The sequence below is a fragment of the Promicromonospora sp. CA-289599 genome (assembly GCF_050936155.1).
Classification (GTDB): Bacteria; Actinomycetota; Actinomycetes; order Actinomycetales; family Cellulomonadaceae; genus Promicromonospora.
The window spans coordinates 3,348,411-3,368,881 of record NZ_JBNJNI010000001.1 but is presented as its reverse complement, the minus strand read 5'-3'; the positions used below and the strand labels follow the sequence as shown (position 1 = coordinate 3,368,881).

The following is a 20,471-nucleotide window of genomic DNA, read 5'->3' as shown; positions in this document are numbered from 1 at the left end:
CGAGCGGGCGCCGCGGCGACCGGCCATGGCTATGGTTTCACCATGACCAAGGTTCTCGTTGTGGACGACGACGCGCTGGTCGCCTCGAGCGTGGCCGCCCACCTCACAGCGGCCGGCCACGATCTGCGGTCCGCCGGCGACGCGGTCGAGAGCGAGCACATCTGGCGCACGTGGCAGCCGGACGCCGTGGTGCTCGACGTGCTGCTGCCGGGAGGGTCCGGCCTGGAGCTGCTGACCCGTCGGCGGCGCGACGGCGATGCCACGCCGGTGCTCATGCTGTCGGGCCTGTCGGGCGTGGACGACCGGGTGGTCGGTCTGGAGCACGGCGCGGACGACTACGTGACCAAGCCGTTCGACGCGCGCGAGCTGGTGCTTCGGGTCGAGGCGCTGCTGCGCCGCGGGCCGTTCGACGTGAACCATGCTCCGGTCCGGGTCGAGGTGGGCGGCCTCGTGCTCGACGAGGTAGCGCGTACCGCCACGTACCGGGGCCGGGTCGAGGAGCTCACGCCTCGTGAGTTCGCGCTGCTGAGCTTTCTCGCCCAGCGTCCTGGGCACCCGTTCGGCCGCCGGGAGCTCCTGCGCCGGGTCTGGGGCTGGACGTTCGGCGACGACTCCACGGTGATGGTCCACATCCGGCGGCTGCGCAAGAAGCTCGAGGTGGATCCCGCTGATCCGGAGCTGATCGTCAACCTCCGCGGGTCCGGGTACGTGCTGGTGCCGGACGGCACCACGGAGGCCGTCGGTACGCGGCTCGTGCCGGAGTCCCAGGAGACGCCGTGACCGACGTCCAGTTCATGGTGCTCGTCACCATCGCGTGCTCGCTGGTGGTGGGCGCCGTGGGCTTCGTCGCGCTCCGGCTGGCCCGCCGGGTGTCGATCATGCTCGCTCTGCTGGTCGCCGCGCTGACCCCCGTCGCCGCGGTGGTGGCGGCGCTTGCCGTCAACGTGTCGGCGATGTTCATCTCCCCGCACGACGCCTTCGTGGTCCGGCTCGTCCTGGGCACGGCGTCCGTGCTCGAGGTGCTGCTCGCGCTGGCACTCGGTCGGCTGGTCGCGCGGGAGGTCCGGCTCGTCGTCGACGGCGCCCGTCGGCTGGGCCAGGTCCCGGTGGCCGACGACGAGGCGACGGCGCCCGTCTCTCGCACGCCTACCCCGGCGACCGCCGAGCTGGCCGCGGTGATGGCCGAGCTGGAGACGACGCGAGACCGGCTCGCGGCGTCCCGCGCGGCCGAGCAGGCGGCCCAAGAGGCTCGCCGCCAGGTCATCGGGTTCGTGAGCCACGACCTGGTCTCCCCGCTGTCCGGTATCCGTGCGGCCACCGACGGTCTGCGCAGCGGTGTCTTCCCCGAACCGGCGACGGCGCTGGACGGCATAGCGGCGGCGGTCGACCGGATGTCCCGGATGATCGGGGACCTGGGTGAGCTGTCCCGGTCGGACGAGCCGCCGCGCCGGGCCGAGCTCGGTCCGGTGGACATGGCAGCGGTGCTGCGTGGCGTCCTCGCCCACGCCCGCCCCGCGGCCGCGGAGCACGGCGTCGACCTCGACGAGCACATCGAGGGCGACGTGCGGGTGCAGGGCGACCGGGACGACCTGGGCCGGGTCCTGGACAACCTGGTGTCGAACGCGGTCCGGTCCAGCGGCCCCGGCGGACGGGTGCTCGTCGGGGTGACGAGCCTGGAGGGCTTCGCCCGCCTCACCGTGCGCGACACGTGCGGCGGCATCCCCGAGGACCAGGTGCCGCACATGTTCCGCGCGGGCTTCCAGGGCGACAAGGCCGGTAGCTCGGGGTTGGGTCTCGCCTTCGTCGACCGGGTGGTCGAGGAGCACGGCGGGCGGGTGGCCGTACGCAGCACGACGGCGGGTTGCGACGTCGAGGTCAGCCTGCCCGTCGCCGACTGACGCCCGGGACGTGTCAGACGCACAGGTCACCCGGGTGACCTGTGCGTCTGACACGTCGAGCTGCCTCAGGTCAGCGTCGCCAACCCTTCGGCCAGCTCCACGCTCGCCCGCCAGCCGAGTGCGGCAGCCGCCGCCTCGCTCGACGCGGTGACGTGCCGTACGTCGCCGAGCCGGTAACCGCCGGTCACCACGGGGTCCCGTCCCCCGAGGAGCTTGGCGGTGACCTGAGCCATCTCGCCGACGGTGGTCACGATGCCGGACCCGACGTTCAGGGGTGTCACGCTCCCCGTCGTCTGCGGTACGGCGACGGCAGCGGCCACCGCCTGCGCGACGTCGGTCACGTGGACGAAGTCACGGCGCTGCTGCCCGTCCTCGAGGACGGTCGGTGCCTCGCCGCGCTCCACCGCGGCGCGGAAGATCGCCGCCACCCCCGCGTACGGGGTGTCTCGCGGCATTCCCGGCCCGTAGACGTTGTGGAAGCGCAGCGCGGTAGCGCTGCCGCCGGTCTGCCGCGCCCAGGCGGCGAGCAGCGCCTCGCCGTGTGCCTTCGTCGCGGCATAGACGTTGCGCGGGTCGAGCCGCGCGTCCTCCGCGACCAGGCCCGGTCGCAGGGCGGCGGCGCAGACCGGGCACCGCGGCTCGAACCAGCCCGCGTCCAGGTCCTCCGCCCGGCGCGGGGGCGGCGCCACCTGGCCGTGCTCCGGGCAGTCGTACCTGCCCTCGCCGTACACCACCATCGAGCTGGCGTACACGATGTGCGGGACCTCGGCGGCACGCAGCAGGACGGCGGTCCCGAGGTCGTTGGTGGACACGTAGTCGTCGATGTCGGCCAGCGAGACGCCGAGACCGACCTTCGCGGCCAGATGGACCACGGCGTCGCACCCGGACAGCGCCCGCTCCACCACGTCGGCGTCGCGCACGTCACCCACGATCGTGCGCTCGTCGGCGACGGCCCCCGGGCCGTGCACGTCCTCGCGCAACGAGTCGAGCACCACCACGTCGTCACCACGCCGGGTCAGCGCCCGGACCACCTCCCGGCCGATGAACCCGGCCCCACCTGTCACCAGCACGCGCATGTCGGCCACCTTTCGCTCGGTCTTGAGTCAACCGTTCCTGCACGTGCGACGCGAGCGCCCGTACCTGACGGTCTGCTGACGTCCGGACCACGGCGCGGCCCGGGAACGCCGTCCGCCATAGCCTGGGGAGCATGAACGCACCCATCGGAGTCATCGGCGGATCAGGCATGTACCGACTGCTCACGGACGCGGAGCCGGTAGCCGTCGACACTCCTTACGGTCCGCCGTCCGAGGCCCCCGCCCGCGGTCTGCTCGGTGGTCGCGAGGTCGTGTTCCTGCCGCGGCACGGGGCCGACCACCGCTTCGCGCCCCACCGGGTCCCCTACCGCGCGAACCTCTGGGCGCTGCGCGCGCTGGGGGTCCGGCAGCTCGTGACCTCGTGCGCGGTGGGCGGGCTCGTGCCGGAGCTGAGCGCGGGGACCGTCGTCGTACCGGACCAGGTGATCGACCGTACGTGGGGGCGCGAGCACACGTACTACGACGGCGAGGGTCCGGTGGTGCACCTTCCGTTCGCCGACCCGTACTGCCCGCGCGGCCGGAGGGCAGCGGTGGCCGCGGCGCAGGCCGGCCCCCTGCCCGCGGTCGACGGCGGCACGATGGTGGTGATCCAGGGCCCGCGGTTCTCGTCGCGCGCGGAGTCGCGGCGCAACGCCCAGGACGGCGGGACCCTGGTGAACATGACCGCGATGCCCGAGACCGCATTGGCCCGCGAGCTGGCCCTGTGCTGCACCACGCTCGCGCTCGTCACCGACGCGGACGCGGGCGTCGAGGGCGGTGAGCACGTCACGCAGGAAGCGGTGTTCGAGCTGTTCGCCCGCAACGTGTCCAAGCTCTCCGGCGTCCTGGAGGCCACGGTGGCCGCCCTGCCGGACGACGAGTGCGACTGCCAGCACGTCCTCGACGGGCAGAAGCTGCCGTTCGACCTGCCGTGAGCCGGCGGCGCGACCGCACGCGAGCCATGGGCCCTGCCCGGCGAGACCTTCTGCCGCGCACGTTGTTGAAAGACATCCCGTGCTGGGCCTCAGCCGTGTCCAGATTCGTGGACGTCGTCAGCACGGTCGAGGTCACGCCGCCGAGTCCATTCGGCTCGGTCTCCCGAGAACGGAAGTGCACATGTTCCCGAACGTCAACATCATCAAGCAGCATTCCGGCCCGTACGAGGCCTACGTGGCATTCAGCAGGGAGACGACGGCGGCGGCACGTTCCGCCGGCCTCTCGACCATCCTCTGCGAGCTGGTCAAGATCCGTGTGTCGCAGCTGAACGGTTGTGCGTTCTGCCTGCGTGATCACACTCGGGCCGCCATCGCAGCAGGCGAGACGGCGGACCGCCTCGCGGTGCTGCCTGCCTGGTGGGAGTCGCAGTACTTCACTGAGCAGGAACGGGCCGCACTGACGCTTGCCGAGCAGGTCACCCGGATCGAGCACCAGCACACGTCCCCGGATCCGCAGACGGACGTCGAGGGGGTGCTCACCCCGGAGCAGATCGCGGCGGTGACGTGGCTCGCCATCGAGTTCAACGGCTGGAACCGGATCGCCGTCACGAGCCACTTCCCCGTGGCGCCCTGACATCACACGGCACCGTCGAGACCGGACGGGCGGCCACCGGAATCCCGGCAACCGCCCGTCAGCCCGTGCTCAGCGGTAGTTCGTGAACTGCAGCGCGAAGTCCAGGTCCGAACCCTTCAGCAGGGCCATGACCTCCTGCAGGTCGTCGCGCGACTTGCTGGTCACGCGCACCTCGTCACCCGTGATCTGCGTCTTCACGCCCTTGGGGCCTTCTTCGCGGATGATCTTGGTGACCTTCTTCGCGGACTCCCCCGCCAGCCCCTCCTTGAGGGTGGCCGCGAGGCGGTACTCCTTGCCCGACGGCTTGGGTTCCCGCTCGCCGACGTCGAGCGCCTTGAGCGAGATGCCGCGCTTGATCAGCTTGATCTCGAAGACGTCCAGGGCCGCGAGCACGCGCTCCGACGAGTTGGCGACGATCACTATGCTCTCGCCGCTCCAGGCGATCGAGGCGCCGACGTTCTTGAAGTCGTACCGCTGCGAGATCTCTTTGCCCGCCTGGTTCAGCGCGTTGTCGACCTCCTGGCGGTCGACCTTGCTGACGATGTCGAACGACGAGTCGGCCATTGGCGTGCTCCTTCTGTGTAACGACCGGACGCCCCTGCACGTCCGGTGGGGATTCGGACCACCGTATCCGGCGCGACCTTGCGGGGGCGAACGGATGACGGGGGCGCCAAGCGACACGACCTGCTCCCCGCGACCCCGATAGGCTGCTGGACCATGTCGCGACTCGATCTCTGGAGACAACGCACCGAGTGGCCGCTGATCGGGGTGGCCGTGATCTTCCTCATTGCCTACGGCCTGCCCATCGCGCTACCCGGTCTGCCGCGCTGGGCCGACGTGCTTTCCAGCACCCTGATGACAGTGGCCTGGTTCGTGTTCGCGATCGACTACGTCGTGCGGCTCAGCCTCTCGGACGACAAGTTGCGGTTCGTCCGGCAGTACTGGCTCGACCTGCTCGTCGTCGCGCTCCCTCTGCTGCGCCCGCTGCGCCTGCTGCTCCTCGTCAAGGTACTGCAGCGGTTCAGCCGGACAGGTGTGCAGCGGCTGCGCGGCCGCGTCGTCACGTACGCGACGGGCGGTACGGCCCTGCTGATCCTCACCAGCGCCCTCGCCATCACGGACACCGAGCGTGGCGCGCCCGGCGCCACCATCGAGGGCCTGGGCGACGGCTTCTGGTGGGCCATCACCACGATGACCACCGTGGGCTACGGCGACCAGTTCCCCGTCACGACGGCCGGCCGGTTCATCGCCGCCGGCCTCATGGTCGGCGGCATCGCTCTGCTCGGTGTGGTCACAGCCACCCTGGCATCCTGGATGGTGCAGACCGTCGAGGAGGCCGCCGAGGACGAGGCCACCGCTACCCGTGCCCAGGTCAAGGATCTAGCAGCCGAGGTGCGGGCGCTGCGCGCCGAGCTCGCCCGGACCCGTGAGGCCGGACAGGCCCGGGCGGGCAGCGACCCGCGGTAGCCGCGCGGCTCAGTACCCCGGCGGGGTGCCCCAGTCCGGGCCCGACGTCGGACCCCCGATACCACCCTGGCCGTAACCGCCCGACGGGCCGCCGGCCATGGCCTCGAGGCGACGGATCCGGTCCGCCATCGGCGGGTGCGTGGCGAACAGGCGGCCGATCCCCGCGCCCCGGAAGGGGTTGGCGATCATCACGTGGGACACGTTGGTGAGCTCGCGGTCCTGCGGCAGCGGCGCACGCTGAGTGCCCTGTTCGAGCTTGGCCAGCGCCGAGGCCAGTGCGAGGGGGTCGCCCGTGAGCCGGGCGCCGTCCTCGTCGGCGTCGTACTCACGCGTGCGGGAGATCGCCATCTGGATGAGCATCGCGGCGATCGGGGCGAGTATCGCCATCGCCAGTGCCGCGAGCGGGTTGCCGCCCTCGCGGCGGTCGCCGCCGCCGAAGAACAGCAGGAACTGCGCCAGTGCCGTGATGAGCCCGGCCAGCGCGGACGCGACCGACGCCGTGAGGATGTCGCGGTTGTAGACGTGCATGAGCTCGTGCCCCAGGACACCGCGCAGCTCACGCTCGTTCAGCAGCTGGAGGATGCCCTCCGTGCAGCAGACCGCGGCGTTCTGCGGGTTGCGCCCCGTGGCGAACGCGTTGGGGGCCTTGGTGGGCGAGATGTAGAGCCGGGGCATCGGCTGGCGTGCCGCCGTGGAGAGCTCGCGCACTATGCGGTGCATCTCCGGCGCCTGCAGCTCCGTGACCGGGTAGGCGCGCATCGCGCGGATCGCCAGCTTGTCGGAGTTCCAGTAGCCGTACGCCGTGGTGCCCAGCCCGATGAGCACGAAGATCCACAGCATGCCGCTGGAGCCGCGCCCGAAGAGCGCCCAGAGACCGAGGATCACGGCCCACATGCCACCGAACAGCGCGGCGGTCTTCAGCCCGTTGTAGTGCTTGTGCATCGCACTCCTTTCCTCCCAGCCGAACGTGCCGCGCCGGGCGGCGGTTCCCACAATGCCGTTGAAGGGGACCTGGGGCTGGATAGAACTGGGGCGGAGCGACCAAGTGGTCTGCTCCGCCCCAGTTCTGTCTGGCCCTGGTTCTACTTCGACAGGGCCCTGGCGATCGTCACCATCTCCTCGCGGGGGACGACCTTGACGCGCTCGCGACCCGCGGCCTCGCCGAGGGAGCGCTCGTGCGCGTCCAGGAGCTCCCAGCCCGCCCACTCGACGTACTCGACACCCTTGCCGGCGAGGAACTCCAGCACTGCCTCCGGCGCGCCCTGCGGCGCGGTCCGGCCGCCGTCCAGGTCGCCGGGCGCCTCGCCGTCGGCCACACCGGTGACGTCCTCGACGAGGTGGCGGATGGTCTCCGACGCGTCGGACTTGGTGTGGCCGATGAGACCCACCGGGCCGCGCTTGATCCAGCCCGTGGCGTACACGCCGGGAACCTGGTTGCCGTCGATGTCGACGACCCGGCCCTCACGGTTGGTGATGACGCCCTTGACGTCGTCGTACGGGATCTCCGGCAGGGACGAGCCGAAGTAGCCGACGGCGCGGTAGACGGCCTGGACGGGCCAGTCGATGAACTCGCCGGTGCCCTTGACGGTGCCGTCACCCTGCAGCGCGGTGCGCTCGGTGCGGAACCCGACGACCTTGCCGTTCTCGCCGAGCACCTCGGCGGGAGCGTGCAGGAAGTGCAGGTGCAGCCGGCGCGACGCCGTGTTCTGCGCCGGGTCCTTGAGCGTCCAGTCGACCAGGGTCTTGACGACCTGCTTGGTCTGGTTCGACGAGTTGATGGCGGCCTCGGAGCCCTCGTCGAAGTCGAAGTCCTCCGGGTACACGACGATGTCGACGTCGGGCACGTGGCCGAGCTCGCGCAGCTCGAGCGGCGAGAACTTGACCTGGGCCGGGCCGCGGCGCGCGAACACGTGCACGTCGGTGACCGGCGAGGATTTGAGGATCTCGTGCACGTTGGCCGGGATCTCGGTCGGCAGCAGGTCGTCCGCGTGCTTCGCCAGGATGCGCGCCACGTCCAGGGCGACGTTGCCGGCGCCGATCACCGCCACCTGCTCCGCCTCCAGCGGCCAGGTGCGCGGCACGTCGGGGTGGCCGTCGTACCAGGACACGAAGTCGGCGGCACCGTAGGAGCCGTCGAGGTCGATACCCGGGATGTTCAGGTCGGCGTCCTTGATGGAGCCGGTGGAGAAGATGACGGCGTCATAGAACTGGCGCAGGTCCTCGAGCTTCACGTCCACGCCGTAGTCCACGTTGGCGATCAGGCGCACGTCTCCACGGCTCAGCACCTTGTGGAGCGCGACGATGATCTGCTTGATGCGCGGGTGGTCCGGCGCCACGCCGTACCGCACCAGACCGAACGGCGCGGGAAGGCGCTCGAACAGGTCGATGCTCACGTCGAGGTCGGTCTTGGACAGGATGTCGCTCGCGTAGATGCCGGCAGGGCCGGCGCCGACGACGGCGACGCGCAGGGGTCGGGTGGTGCTCACGAAAGGGGCGCCTTCCGGTCGAGGTCAGGAGAGGAAGCGAAGGCCGCTGACGATTCTACCGATTGAGTAAGGCGCGCCTCACCCCCGCTCAGGGGGTGGACGGTGGCGTTCCTGTGAGAATCCTCGCGTGAGGGGGCTCAGCGCCCCTGTTCCACTTCCCGAGATCGCTCACGACCTACGTTCGAGCGCCGCGACGAGCCGGGGCAACTGGGTGGTCGCATCGGCCGCGTTGCCGCTGATCCGTACCATCGGGAGCACATGCTGGGGGAGCCCGGCGACCGGGTGCCCCAGGTCCACCAGGGCCGACTCCAGCGCACCCACCAGGCGGTCGGGCTGCCGCCAGGTACCGAACCACCAGACGACACGCTCTCGCCGCTCGGGCTCCTCCGCGCGAAACGTCCCGGCGGCGTCGACGTAGCTTCGCTGCGCGACAGGTCCCATCGCGGCGACGAAGGACACACCGTTCCAGGCCCAGACCGCCGTGCGTCCCGTGGTGAGCCGAGTCCGCCCGCGGAGCATGCCGGCGAGCTTCCATCCCGGCCGCACGGCCGTGATCGAGCTGACCTCGAACCGGTCGAACGGCACCACCCGGGGACGCAGGAACGGAGCGAAGGATCCGATGAGCAGCCCCCGGTCGAGCACTACGACCTTCTCCGCCCCCAGGTATCCGAGGATGATCCAGCCGATCACCGCCCACGCCGGGATCAGGACCAGTGCACCTACGATCCCACCCGTTCCGAGGGAGATGACGACCGTGAAGAGAAGGACGGTCCCGATCGCCACCCACCACGCCGTGGGCGACGGCGGGTTGGCCTCGACATGACGGATGCCGCCCAGCTCCGGGAGCTCGGCGGCGATCCTGCGTGCCTTACGGGGAACGCGGTCCCCGGTGCCCTGGGTCGTGCCCGCAGCACTCATGCAGCGAGCAGCTTCCCCGGGAGACCACGAACGACAGCGCCGCCGACCTCGGTGAGCACCAAGTGGTCGTCCACGCCGTCCCGCAGGTCGCCCTGCACGGTGAACACCCCGCGCGGGCCCGAGTACACGGTCACGTTGCGGATCAGCTCGGCGCCGGCCTTGGCGACCGAAAGCACGGTGACGGTCAGCGCCTCGTTCAGCTCGGGGAGGTTCGGCGCGGTGGCCTCGAACTCCTGCACCGTGAACGTGCGCGGCTTGCCGGCCATGATCGCGGCGGACGTGGGGTCGAGGAACTGCTCCAGCCGCTCACCGAGGTATGCCTCGGGGTAGACCGAGAAGGTGTGGTGGCCGCTGGTCGCGACCTCCTCCTCCAGGATCCCGTAGCCCTCGTGCACGTAGCAGTACACCCAGTGCCGTCCGAGAGTCGTGACACGCTCCGCCGAGAGGATCGCCTGCGCGGTTCGGCGCAGGACGAGCGTGCCGGTGAGGTCGGGGATCGCGTCGATCCCCACGTCCTTGCCCTCGCCCCGGCTGGCGGGCACCACGAGACCCTGGCTGAGAAGAGCTCGCAGAGCTACCTTCACCACCAGTTCCTTGTCGACGTCACCCTGCGCGTCCAGCCACGGCATCGGCGTCGGCTGGACCGCCTGGACACCGTCGAGTGCCATGACCTGCTCGTCGGTCAGATTCACGATCCCGACCGGCTTTCCAGCCTCGGACCGCCCGAGCACGGCGATGGCCGCCTCGTAGTCTGCCTTGGTGAAGTTCATCGTCTGCTCGCTCAACTGAACAGCCCTCCTACGAAGTCACCGGCGGCTTCCAAGCCGTCACCGACCGCGTCACCGACGTCGGATACGGCTTCTCCCGCCGCATCGGCCATGTTACCGATCCCTTCGGTAGTCGCGTTCCAGGCGGTGCTCGCCCCGTCGGCCACCCAGCCCGCGGCGTCACCAACAGCGCCCGAGATCGAGTCCCAGTTGTCGTACACCAGGTTGCCCAGCGCCCAGGCACCGGCGACGACACCGGCGCCGACGACGATGCCGACACCCACCGGTCCGAGCATCGCCGCACCACCGAGCGCCATCGCCATACCACCCGCGCCGCCGATGACCGACAGACCACCCATGACCCGGTCGACGCCACCCCGGACGCCGTCGTACTGGGTGTTGAACATCTGGTTGAGGCCGCCGACGACACCGAACACGCCACCGGCGGTGCCCACCACACGCCCGAGGGTGCCAACGGTGCTGGCGGCCATGCCTAGCTTGTCGCCGAGCTTGCCGATGATCCCGAAGTCCTCGGCGATGCCGATGCCCGCCGCGGTCCGTCCCACGAGACCACCCGCACCACGGAAGACATCCGTCGTCGCGTCGGCGATCCGGGCCGCGTCGCCGAGGCGAGTGGCCGACAGCAGCCCCGCGAGTGCCGGGGCGGTCTTGATCGCCTTCATGGCGGCCAGCCCGAACCCGATCCCCTTGGCGCCGAGCATCCCGGCCAGGCCCAGCCCGGCCCAGTTGAAGCCGCTGTCGGACGCCCCTGGCACCCCGCTGCCGTTCGTGCCGCCACCAGGACCCGTGCCACCGTTGTACTCGTTCGACGTGGTCTCCTGCGCGTCGGCGTTGGAGCGCACCGTGACGGCCGCATCGCTGAGCGCGGCGGCCGCGTCCCTGAGCTTCATCAGGTGGCTGCCGGTCCACTCCTGCCGGAAGCCGTCCGCGTCGGGACCGCTCCAGCCGTCCTGCTGCGGAGTCGCGGCCTCGACGGCTGTGGCGACGGTGTCGAGCGTCTCGCTCCCCTCGTCGAACTTGTCGGCAAGGAGACGCAGCGCCTCGATATCGGCGCCGAACATGCTCCCGCTCACGTGGTCCTCCTCGTGTTCCGCCACCGACCGGTTCGGATGGCCGCTCAGCCCCTACTGATCCCGCACTGATCCCCTACTGATCAAGGGATGCGGGACCGGTACGGTCCCACATCCCTTGATCGTCGGCCCCCGTGTGTACGGGAACCCTCCTGCCTGGAAGAGCTCGGGCTCGGTCAGAGCGAGGCCGAGGTGCTCTCCTGGGTGTTGGCGTTGTTGTCCGCCGTGGTGCCGTACTGCTCGAGCGCAGCGGCGATCTCGTTCAGCTTGGCGGCGTGGGTGCCGTCCCACTCCTCCTGGAACTGCGTGGCGTCCTGGCCGTTCCACTGAGTCTGGGACATCTGGCTCGTGATCGTCGTGACGACCTGACGCACGCCCTCGGCCTGCGTACGGAGCGTGTTGGCCAGGCTCCGTACTGCCTCTACGTCAAGACCGAAGACGTTGCCACCCTCTGCAACCATGTCATGCTCCTTTTTCTGTGGCTGTCCCCTCGGACAGCCTCCGTTTCTGCGACGTCACGAACTATTCCACGCTCGGCGACGCCGTGGAATGGGGAGTACTCCCCATGCCCCTCGTCACCCCGGCAGGGCGACGTGGATCTTGGTTGCCCGGCCTGCCGTGACGAGGAAGCCGCGGCCCGGCGGGAAGTCCTTGCGACGGATCCGGCCCAGCGGCGTGTTCATGAGCGTCTCGCCGTCGGTGTCTCCGGGCGTGAGGAGCAGGCCGTTGCGACCGGACTTGAAGGCCCCGGCCAGCGTGAACGCCTTGCTCCAGGTGGACGACTCCGACTCACCGATGACCAGCTGCTCCTTGCGGGTCGCGAGCTTGACGAAGGCCTCCATCGGCTTCTCCGCGGGCGTACCCGTGAGCTCGGTGTAGTTCTCGATCATCACGGTGAGAGTACCCGGGGCGAGCCGATCGCTCTCGAGGGCCGTGGTGAGGTCCTTGAGCGACTCCACGATGTCCTCCGGGTTCGACGCGGTCACGTCCCACAGGTCGAGCGCGGACAGGCTCGAGCGCCGCGACGACAGGTAGACCAGACGCGTGCCGCCGTTCCGGCGCAGCGCGGTCGCCAGCGACACGAACGCGGTCGTGCGTCCGGCCCCGGGCGGGCCGGCCAGCATGAACGGGCCGCGCATGGGCAGGCCGACCGGAGCGATGTCGAGGTCCCGCAGGCCGATCGTGGCCAGGTCCCCGGTGCGCTGCGGCAGCTGGTCGAGCGTGAACGTGTCGGGCAGCCGCTCGACGCCGGGTGCCTGCGGCACACCGCCGACCGTGCGCATGGTCTGCTCCAGCCGGGCGAGCTCGCGCGACTGCACGGCCGCGTTGGAGTCACCACCGAGCACGGCGACCTGCGCCTCCTGGCCGTACATGATCGCCCGGCCGGGTGCCGACGCCGCCGTCAGGACGTCCTTCGGTGCGTTGAGCATCACGTAGTCGTCCTCCTTCGCCATCCGGTGGATGATCCGCTTCTGCACGGTGGAGGCCAGCGACGGCGGCACGGACACCGCACGGTCGCCGCTCATGACGAGGTGGATGCCGACGGGCCGGCCGTCGGTCGCGAGCTGGGTGAAGGTCCCGAAGACCGAGAAACCACGCGCGCTGATCGTCTCGTAGGCCTCGCGGAACGCTCCGATACCGTCGACGAGCACGATGATGCGGGGCTCGTCGGGCTTGTTCGCCAGGCGCCGGTACTCGTCGATGGTCGACGCGCGCACGGCGGCGTAGCGGTCGGCGCGCTGGTCCAGCGTGTCACGCAGCCGGCGCAGCAGGCGGGTCACCCGCTCCTCGTCGTCGCCGGCGATGATCGCGCCGACATGGGGCAGGTTCTCCAGCATCTGCAGACCACCCGAACCGCAGTCGATCCCGTAGACCTGCACCGGGCCGCCCCGGTGCGTCAGGCCCGCGGACACCGCGATGGTGCGCATCGTCGTGCTCTTGCCGGTGCCACCGGTGCCGTAGATCGCGAGGTTGCCGTCGGTGTCGGGCTCGTAGTGCACGGTCGGCTGGGCCTGCTGCGGCGGGTTGTCCAGCACGCCGAGGACCAGCTGGGAGTCCGTGCGCCGGTTCGGCAGCAGCGCCAGGTCGTACGTGGCCGCCAGCTCCTCCAGCCAGGGCTTGCGGGGCGTCGGGACACCTGCCTCGGACGCCGCGCGGCGGATCGTCGAGACCACCCGCGCGATGTCGTTGGGGCCCGGGTCCTGCTCGTCGACCACCTCGGGAGCGGGCAGCTCCCAGCGCCGGCCGGTGCCGAAGTCCATCTCCTCGACGTCGAGCGAGGACCGCTCCGGCTCGTCGGTGGTCCACCCACCGGCGTAACCGGTCTGGAACGTGGTGAGCCGGCCCGGGCCGGTCTTCGCGGCGCCGCGGCCGGGGATCGACGGCGAGAAGTGCGCCGCCATCTCGTCCCCGAGCACGTCCTTGGAGTCGTGCTCGTCGGCCATGCGCAGGGCGATGCGCAGGTTGGTGTTGGCGCGCAGGTTGTCCTTGATGACACCGGCGGGACGCTGGGTCGCGAGGATCAGGTGCAGGCCGAGCGACCGGCCACGCTGGGCGACATCGACGACGCCGTCCACGAACTCCGGGACCTCGCCGACCAGCGCGGCGAACTCGTCGACCACGATGATCAGGCTCGGCGGCGCCTCGGGGTCGCCCGTGCGCTCCAGGGACGCGAGGTCCTTGGCCTTCTTCCGGTTCAGCAGGTGCTCGCGGTAGTGCAGCTCGGCGCGGAGCGAGGACAGCGCGCGCCGCACGAGGTGCGGCGACAGGTCCGTCACCAGGCCGACCGTGTGCGGCAGGTGGACGCAGTCCGCGAACGCGGCGCCACCCTTGTAGTCCACGAACAGGAAGGTGACCCGGTCAGGGCTGTGCGCAGCGGCCATGCCGAGCACCCAGGACTGCAGGAACTCCGACTTTCCGGCACCGGTGGTACCACCCACGAGGGCGTGCGGGCCCTGGGTGCGCAGGTCCAGGTGGAACGGCTCGACGCCGTTGTGCCCGATGAGGGCGCGCAGGTTGGTGGGCGTCTTGCGGCGCACCGGCGGGGACCCGTCGCGCGGGGTGAGCGAGAGATTCTCCTTCCACCGCTCGATCACGCCGTTCGAGTCCCGGCCGAGCTCGGTGCCCGCGAGCGCCAGGTAGGAGACGGCGCGGGGCAGGTCGGACTCGTCGTCGGTCGGTGCGCCGACGTCGACCACCGGGGACAGGATCCTGGCCACCTCACGGGCGGTGTGCAGATCGGCGACGTCGCAGCGCACCGGGTAGGCCAGCTGGCCGTAGTGCACCTCGCCGGTCATGGCCCCGTTCTCCTGGGCGGTGGAGTCCAGCAGCACGAAGGTGCGGCAGGCGGCGGGAAGCTGCTCGACGGTGGGCGCGATCCACACCACGTGCACGCCCGCCGCGGCGCCGTGCTCGACGAGGCGCACCAGCCGGGAGCGCTCCACCGGCGCGTCGTCCTCCACGAGCACGACGACGGACGGCAGGACGGGCTTGGGCGGATCGTCCGTGCGGTCCTTGTCCGCGTCCCGCTCGCCCACCAGGGGTGCGGGGCCGTCGAGGCTGACCCCACGCGCCTCGACGAGCTCCTCGAGCCGCGTCAGCAGGGAGATGCCGGCGGCGGGGTCGTCCGCCAGGTGGTCGGACGCCCCGAGAGGGCTGTGCGGTGAGCCGGTGTGGGGCAGCCACTCGAGCCACTCCCAGTCCTGGCGCGAGCGGGCGGACGTGAGCGCGGTGACGACCACCTCGGAGGGTGAGTGGAGCGCGACGAGCTGGAGCAGGACCGAACGGCCGACGGGCTCCACCACACCGCTGGGCCCGGCGATACCGACGTTGCCGCCGAACCGGAACCCGGCACCCATGGGGACGTCGTGGATGGTCGCGCACCGGTCCTGGAGCTGCAGCACCTTCTCCCAGTGCTCGGGGATCGCGTCGTTCTCGCGGGGTTCGTCGAACCCGGTGCGCGCGGGCGCCGACCCGAGCCCGAACCGCACGGTGAGGAACCCCTTGTGCTCCGGGCGGTGCGTCCACATGAGCCCGCCGAGGCGGCGGACGGCGTCGAGCGCCTCGGCGAGCGACGGCGCCTCGGCGAGCCGGACGGCCCGTTCGACGGCGTGCGTGCGGTCGATGCGGTCCGCCGTGGCGACCACCTGCTCCTCGAACTGCTCGGACGCCTTCTCGAACTGCTTGCGCGCGTTGACCTTCCGGTCGAAGTACATGCCGACCATCATGACCGGGCTCAGGAACATGAACATGAGGGAGAGCGGGTTGCGGGTGACCGAGAACATGACCGCGCCCATCGCCATCGGCGCGAGCATCATGAGCCACGGCAGGCGCTGCGGCTGCGGCGGTCGCGGCGGCTTGGGCGCCTTGATCTTGATCTCGCCGAAACGGGTGACCACGCGCGGGGACCGGTTGAACTCGACCACGGGGCTGGTCGGCGCGATGCTCGTGGAGCGGTGCAGGGCCACCACGGACAGCGTCGTCTCGCCGAGGGTCACGGTGTCCGACGACGTCAGCACGGCCCGCGTCATCCGCTTGCCGCCCATGACGAGGCCGTTGGCGGAGGCGAGGTCGTGCACCTCGATCGACTCGCCGACGATGATGCGGGCGTGCCGCTTGGAGACCTGCCCGTCCGAGAGCCGGATGTCCATGCCCCGGTCGCGGCCGATGTACGAGGTACCGACCGGCAGCGGGAACTCTCGTCCGGCGTCGGGCCCCTCCATGACGCGCAGCTGTGCCACCGCCGTACCGCGGTCCTGCCCAGGGTTCACGAACTGCTCGGAGACCCGGACTATCGACACCACGGAGCCCGACCGCAGGCCGGCCTGGACCAGGTCGTTCGTCGGGCTCAGCACCCGGCCGCTCGTGAAGCTGGTCGAGCCGTCGCCGACGATCTGCAGGGTGAGGTTCTCGGGTGCCGCAGCACCGCCCCGGGTGGGGTCGCCGGAGAAGAGGGCCTCGGCCACGTCCCGCACGGTGGCGGTGGCGTCGGCGGTGACCGCGACGTTTACCGCGGACTCGTCGGGTCTGTTCAACGTCAGCTTGATGCGCACGTCAGGCGTCGTCCTTCAGGTCAAGGAGGGGTAGGTCTGCGGGGGTGACAAGGCGGGAGGCGACCGCGTACTCCACGAGCCGCGCGCGGCGGTTGGTGGCGAGCAGCCCGGGGCCACCACGGAGCCCCTTCACGCCGATCCGGTCGAGCTTCTCGCAGACGTTGTCGAGCTTGCGGTTGAAGCGTGTGGTGGCCCAGCCCAGACGGCGGGCCGCGTCCGCGCTGGACGGGATCTCGCTCAGGCCGGTGCCCTCGCGCCGCAGCATGGGCTCGGCGAGCACCACGATGAGCTGCTTCTGGCTGGTGGTGAAGCTGATGGCGCCGATGGTCGTGGCGCCGCTGTCGGGGTCCTCCGAACGAACCTCGTGGTACGGCGCGTCCGTGAGCTGGGCCGTCACCTCGTAGGTGGTCGGGCCGGCCGTGAAGACGATGGAGGTGGTGGGAAAGACCAGGGGCAGGCGATGCCCGGGCGGCAGCCACGACTGCACGCCGCCGCCCGAGTCGCACACGGTCGCCGAGATCAGTGACCCCACGTTGGAGAGCCACCAGATCCCGTCCTCGTGCGTCACACGTAGGAAGCGCCGGTGGAGGTAAGGGTTGTCGTCGATCGCGAGCTCACCCTCGCGGCCGATGTCGAAGCCGTTCTCCGCCTGCGCGGGATCGAACCACTCGCCGCAGAACTCCAGCATGAGGTCGCCCACGTCTCCCCCTCTCCTCCTGGTTGGTTGGCCGGCCGGTCAGCCGGCCGGCCGGAACTTCTCTCAGCCTGCGGGGACGCAGACCGGCTCGGACTTCCCCGACTTTCCAGCGCGGTCGACGAACACCTCGACGCACGTGGGCTCGCCCTCGGCACGGGGGACGGTCACCGAGGTGCCCGTCTCGACGGGCTGGGGCGGGTTCGTCTCCGTGAGCGACAGCACGCGGTACCCGTACTTGTCGCCCTCGACGAGGTCCTCCGGCGCCTTCCAGGTGAAGACGACCTCGTCGCCCACAACCTCGCCCTTCAGGTCCTGGACCGGGGGCACGTAACCGAGCAGGGCGTCGGGCGGCGGGTCGTTGCCGGCCTCGACCGTCGCCGTGTCCTCCGGGTCAGGCTCTTCGGCGGTGTTGTTCAGCACTATCCAGCCGACGACGATCGCCGCCACCAGGACCACCGCACCGATGGCCAACCAGATCAACCCCGAGCGCGACGGCGGATCCTCCGGCTCGGTCTCGGGCTCCTGGGTGGCCTGCGCCTCGGGCAGCCGCGTGCGGTGGACGGTCTCCTCGACGGGCGGGGCCTCCCATCCCGGAGTCGCCACCGGCACGTCGAAGGCCGCCGGGACCGTCGTCCGCCGGCTCTCGGTGCCACCCTGCTGCGGACCCCACCCGGAGGTCTCGCGCGCGGGCGGAGCGAAGGTGCCCGACGCCGTACGGACGCCACCGACCGACGGCGTCGCCGGTTCCGGCCGCTGCCCGGGGTCGATGGCCGTGACGTTCTTCAGCCGCGTACCGTCGTCGTCCGCTTCCTCCTCGGCGACCGCACCGGTCTCGTCCAGGAGGTCGATGGGCGTCATGTCGCGCGCCAGACCCACCTGGACCTGCTGCAGCGCCCGCGCGAACGCGAGCATCGACGGGTACCGCGAGGAGGGCTGCTTCGCCATGGCGATGCGCAGCACCTGCTCCAGCGACGGCGGCACGTCGTTGCGCCCGATCGGGGGCAACGGTGCCTGCTCGATGCGCGCCACCAGGTCCGCCGACGTGTTGGACCCGCCGGGCACCTCGAACGGCGTCCGGCCGGCCAGCAGCGTGTAGCAGGTGGCCGCCAGGGCCCACACGTCCGTCGTCTTCCCGGCGACCGGCGGGTCGCCGAACGACTCCGGCGGCGACCACGGGATCGACATGCCCTCGGCGGCCGAGGCCTGCTCCAGGGTGGAGGAGATGCCGAAGTCCGTCAGCACCGGGTGCCCGAACTGCGTCACCAGGATGTTGGCCGGCTTCAGGTCACGGTGCAGGATCCCGAGCCGGTGCGCGGTCTCGACCGCACCGGCGATCTGGATGGTGGTACGCAGCGCCTCGGCCAGCGAGAAGCGTTCCGAGCGGTACCGCGCGCCCAGGTTGGGGCGCGAGCAGTTCTCCATGGCCAGGTAGGGGCGGCCGTCGTCGGCGACGCTCGCCTCGTACATCGTCACGATCGAGGGGTGGTTGCCCAGGACCGCCATCAGGTCGGCCTCGGAGTCGAACGCCACCCGCTGGGCGTCGCTCGCGTGCTCCTTGAGGAGCACCTTGACGGCGACCAGGCGCTTCGGGCGCTGCTGCTCGTACAGGAACACGTCCGAGAAGCCACCGGAACCGATCAGCTTCTTGTACTCGAACCCCGCGATGTGGGGCGGCGCCGACGGGGCGCGCTTGCTACTCACTTGTCTCCCTCTGGATGTGGCACGGTCACCAGCTCGGCTGCGTGCGAAACCTGTACGGCGTGCGGAACTGTCACCAGATGCCCTCGAAGGTCAGGGTGGCGCCGTCGCCGAGGTCCACCACGTCGCCCTCGACCACGATCACCTTCTCGTTCGGGTGCAACCGCCGGGGCGCCTGCCCCGCCCGCAGCAGGGTCGTGCCGTTCGTCGTCGCGAGGTCCGCGACCAGGACGTGCCACTCCTCGAGGGTGATCTCGACGTGCGACCGCGAGATGTCCTGGTCGGGGCTCGCCACGGTGACCAGGCGCGGTGTGCGGTCCGCCGACGCGTTGTTGGTGCGCGGACGGCGCCCGACGATCACCGGGCGGTCCAGCTCGACCACCTGCGGACGTCCGGGGGTCTGCTGCACACCACCCGTCACGATCATCTGCCCGAGCGCGGGACGGGGCACCAGCTGTGCGTCGCCGTCCAGGTCCGCGTCGCAGGTGCGGCAGCGGTCGGCGGTGGGCGGGTTGGGGTGCCCCTGCGGGCACGGCAGCCCGAGGATCTGCTGGGCGCCCGGCAGGACGGCGGCGGCAAACTTCGGGACCGGGCTCGCGTCCTTGCGGAGCGCGGCGATGTCCACGGACATCATGGTCTCGCCGTCGTGGTCGGTGACCTCACCAGGGGCCTCCGCCGCCGGCTCCCCCACCGAGGCGGCCCGCTGCGCGGCACCGGGGGTCACGCCCGCAGGCGGCTCCGGCGCGAGCACCGGCGGAGTCCAGCTGCCGGGCACGCCGGAGATCAGCCCGTCGCCCGGATCGGCCGGCTCCGGCGCCACCGGTTCCGGTTCGGCGGGCGCGAGCGGCGGCGGCACAGGTGCCGGCGCCTGCTCCTCCTCGTGCTCGTCGTCGTCCTCGCCCTGTCGCACCGCCGCGTCCTCGACCCGGCGCATCACCGTGTCACCGAAGAGGTGCCCGTAGTCGTCGTCCCCACCGAACTGCGTGGACTCGTCGACCTCGCCGCGGGCGGCGGCAGGCGCATCAGGGCCGGGGACGACACCGAGCCCGAGCATCGGGACCGACTCCAGCACCGGCGCGGGTTCCTGCTCGACGGGCTCGGCCGAAGAGCTCGGGGACGAGGGCACGGACCCGGCGCCGATCACCGGGATGTCCAGCGCTCCCGGCACGATGGTCTCGCCGGACACCTGTCGCTCGGTGTGGACGGGCGGGCTGCCTGCGGGGTTCGAGAAGCCCGGGAACGTGACGGCTCCCGGCTGCTCCTCCGCGGCAGGAGCGACCAGCGCGTCGGGGGCCGCCGGGGCGTCCACGAGCGTGCGGCGCAGCGCGCTCGCGCGCACCACCGCCGCCTGCACCGGGTACTCCGTGTCCGCCGGCGGCTCGTCGGTGGTGATCGCGAACGACATCGGGGCATCCACGACGCGCTCCGACCAGGTCACGACGCCCGCGCCCGTCACCTCGACGGGCGCGCCGCCGCCCTCCGCGGTCACGACCACCTTCACGCCGGTCCCGCGCACGGCGACGTGCGCCGCCGTCGCCGGGTCGCTGCCCGAGAGCGAGACCACGGCGAACGGGGGCGTCTCCGCCAGGCCGCCCGCGGCGAGCACGCCGAGGGTGGCGGCGACGCCGCCGTCCGCGTGCTCGAGAGCGGTCCAGAGAGCGTCGACGACGTCGGCGGACGCCGGGCCGGGCAGCACGACCACCGTGCTGTTCCGGACCACTGCCCGCGCGGAACCCTCGCTGTAGTGCACCGTCAT

Annotated in this window: 17 protein-coding genes; 5 read left to right on the top strand and 12 right to left on the bottom strand. The window is 71.2% G+C overall.

Going from position 1 to position 20,471, the window contains the following annotated elements:
* Positions 1-42: 42 nt before the first annotated feature.
* Both ACQEVI_RS14895 and ACQEVI_RS14890 read left to right on the top strand, forming a co-directional pair.
* On the top strand, positions 43-780 hold the full coding sequence (locus ACQEVI_RS14895; protein WP_432900188.1) for a response regulator transcription factor: 738 nt from the start codon (positions 43-45) through the stop codon (positions 778-780).
* Positions 777-1,898 (top strand): sensor histidine kinase, encoded by a 1,122-nt coding sequence (locus tag ACQEVI_RS14890; RefSeq protein ID WP_432900186.1) that lies wholly within the window; start codon positions 777-779, stop codon positions 1,896-1,898. Before ACQEVI_RS14895 ends, ACQEVI_RS14890 begins: the two co-directional genes overlap by 4 nt.
* Positions 1,899-1,963: 65 nt before the next feature.
* On the opposite strand, the gene ACQEVI_RS14885 is transcribed toward ACQEVI_RS14890, so the two are convergent.
* Entirely contained in the window at positions 1,964-2,974 is a 1,011-nt protein-coding gene (locus tag ACQEVI_RS14885; RefSeq protein WP_432900185.1) for an NAD-dependent epimerase/dehydratase family protein, read from the bottom strand.
* Positions 2,975-3,105: 131 nt separating this feature from the next.
* Between ACQEVI_RS14885 and ACQEVI_RS14880 the strand changes: the two genes are divergently transcribed.
* Positions 3,106-3,906, top strand: coding sequence for an S-methyl-5'-thioadenosine phosphorylase (locus ACQEVI_RS14880; RefSeq protein ID WP_432900183.1), 801 nt, complete (start codon positions 3,106-3,108; stop codon positions 3,904-3,906).
* 181 nt (positions 3,907-4,087) lie between these two features.
* A complete protein-coding gene (locus ACQEVI_RS14875) occupies positions 4,088-4,540 on the top strand; it encodes a carboxymuconolactone decarboxylase family protein (protein WP_432900181.1) in 453 nt (150 codons plus the stop codon).
* A 69-nt stretch (positions 4,541-4,609) separates the two neighbouring features.
* Here ACQEVI_RS14875 and ACQEVI_RS14870 read toward each other — a convergent pair whose 3' ends face one another.
* Positions 4,610-5,104 carry a YajQ family cyclic di-GMP-binding protein gene (locus tag ACQEVI_RS14870; protein WP_432900179.1) on the bottom strand — a complete coding sequence of 165 codons (495 nt, stop codon included), beginning with the start codon at positions 5,102-5,104 and terminating at the stop codon, positions 4,610-4,612.
* A gap of 153 nt (positions 5,105-5,257) precedes the next feature.
* On the opposite strand from ACQEVI_RS14870, the gene ACQEVI_RS14865 reads away from it, so the two are divergent.
* Positions 5,258-6,007, top strand: a complete 750-nt coding sequence (locus tag ACQEVI_RS14865; RefSeq protein WP_432900177.1) for a potassium channel family protein — start codon at positions 5,258-5,260, stop codon at positions 6,005-6,007.
* Positions 6,008-6,016: 9 nt separating this feature from the next.
* Here ACQEVI_RS14865 and htpX read toward each other — a convergent pair whose 3' ends face one another.
* The 10 genes from htpX to ACQEVI_RS14815 all read right to left on the bottom strand — a co-directional run bounded on the left by htpX (position 6,017) and on the right by ACQEVI_RS14815 (position 20,471).
* On the bottom strand, positions 6,017-6,949 hold the full coding sequence (gene htpX, locus ACQEVI_RS14860) for a zinc metalloprotease HtpX (protein ID WP_432900176.1): 933 nt from the start codon (positions 6,947-6,949) through the stop codon (positions 6,017-6,019).
* Positions 6,950-7,089: 140 nt separating this feature from the next.
* Positions 7,090-8,493, bottom strand: coding sequence for an FAD-dependent oxidoreductase (locus tag ACQEVI_RS14855; RefSeq protein ID WP_432900174.1), 1,404 nt, complete (start codon positions 8,491-8,493; stop codon positions 7,090-7,092).
* Positions 8,494-8,661: 168 nt separating this feature from the next.
* On the bottom strand, positions 8,662-9,411 hold the full coding sequence (locus ACQEVI_RS14850; RefSeq protein WP_432900172.1) for a hypothetical protein: 750 nt from the start codon (positions 9,409-9,411) through the stop codon (positions 8,662-8,664).
* Complete coding sequence (locus tag ACQEVI_RS14845) at positions 9,408-10,196, bottom strand: hypothetical protein (protein ID WP_432900170.1); 789 nt, start codon at positions 10,194-10,196, stop codon at positions 9,408-9,410. The genes ACQEVI_RS14850 and ACQEVI_RS14845 overlap by 4 nt, the downstream gene beginning before the upstream one ends.
* Complete coding sequence (locus ACQEVI_RS14840; RefSeq protein WP_432900169.1) at positions 10,193-11,272, bottom strand: hypothetical protein; 1,080 nt, start codon at positions 11,270-11,272, stop codon at positions 10,193-10,195. Before ACQEVI_RS14840 ends, ACQEVI_RS14845 begins: the two co-directional genes overlap by 4 nt.
* A 173-nt stretch (positions 11,273-11,445) precedes the next feature.
* Positions 11,446-11,730 carry a WXG100 family type VII secretion target gene (locus ACQEVI_RS14835; RefSeq protein ID WP_432900167.1) on the bottom strand — a complete coding sequence of 95 codons (285 nt, stop codon included), beginning with the start codon at positions 11,728-11,730 and terminating at the stop codon, positions 11,446-11,448.
* 114 nt (positions 11,731-11,844) lie between these two features.
* Entirely contained in the window at positions 11,845-16,320 is a 4,476-nt protein-coding gene (locus tag ACQEVI_RS14830; RefSeq protein ID WP_432900165.1) for an FtsK/SpoIIIE domain-containing protein, read from the bottom strand.
* Position 16,321: 1 nt separating this feature from the next.
* The gene (locus ACQEVI_RS14825; protein ID WP_116673533.1) at positions 16,322-17,020 is read right to left on the bottom strand and encodes a hypothetical protein; all 699 of its coding nucleotides are present in this window, start codon (positions 17,018-17,020) and stop codon (positions 16,322-16,324) included.
* A gap of 60 nt (positions 17,021-17,080) precedes the next feature.
* Positions 17,081-18,718 carry a serine/threonine protein kinase gene (locus ACQEVI_RS14820; protein WP_432900163.1) on the bottom strand — a complete coding sequence of 546 codons (1,638 nt, stop codon included), beginning with the start codon at positions 18,716-18,718 and terminating at the stop codon, positions 17,081-17,083.
* Positions 18,719-18,788: 70 nt separating this feature from the next.
* The gene (locus tag ACQEVI_RS14815) at positions 18,789-20,471 is read right to left on the bottom strand and encodes an FHA domain-containing protein (RefSeq protein WP_432900161.1); all 1,683 of its coding nucleotides are present in this window, start codon (positions 20,469-20,471) and stop codon (positions 18,789-18,791) included.

Coding starts and splice junctions, on each gene's coding strand:
- ACQEVI_RS14895 (WP_432900188.1), top strand. CDS start 43: ATGACCAAGGTTCTCGTTGTGGACGACGACGCGCTGGTCGCCTCGAGC.
- ACQEVI_RS14885 (WP_432900185.1), bottom strand. CDS start 2,974: ATGCGCGTGCTGGTGACAGGTGGGGCCGGGTTCATCGGCCGGGAGGTG.
- ACQEVI_RS14835 (WP_432900167.1), bottom strand. CDS start 11,730: ATGGTTGCAGAGGGTGGCAACGTCTTCGGTCTTGACGTAGAGGCAGTA.
- ACQEVI_RS14870 (WP_432900179.1), bottom strand. CDS start 5,104: ATGGCCGACTCGTCGTTCGACATCGTCAGCAAGGTCGACCGCCAGGAG.
- ACQEVI_RS14875 (WP_432900181.1), top strand. CDS start 4,088: ATGTTCCCGAACGTCAACATCATCAAGCAGCATTCCGGCCCGTACGAG.
- ACQEVI_RS14815 (WP_432900161.1), bottom strand. CDS start 20,471: ATGACGGTGCACTACAGCGAGGGTTCCGCGCGGGCAGTGGTCCGGAAC.
- ACQEVI_RS14865 (WP_432900177.1), top strand. CDS start 5,258: ATGTCGCGACTCGATCTCTGGAGACAACGCACCGAGTGGCCGCTGATC.
- ACQEVI_RS14850 (WP_432900172.1), bottom strand. CDS start 9,411: ATGAGTGCTGCGGGCACGACCCAGGGCACCGGGGACCGCGTTCCCCGT.
- ACQEVI_RS14880 (WP_432900183.1), top strand. CDS start 3,106: ATGAACGCACCCATCGGAGTCATCGGCGGATCAGGCATGTACCGACTG.
- htpX (WP_432900176.1), bottom strand. CDS start 6,949: ATGCACAAGCACTACAACGGGCTGAAGACCGCCGCGCTGTTCGGTGGC.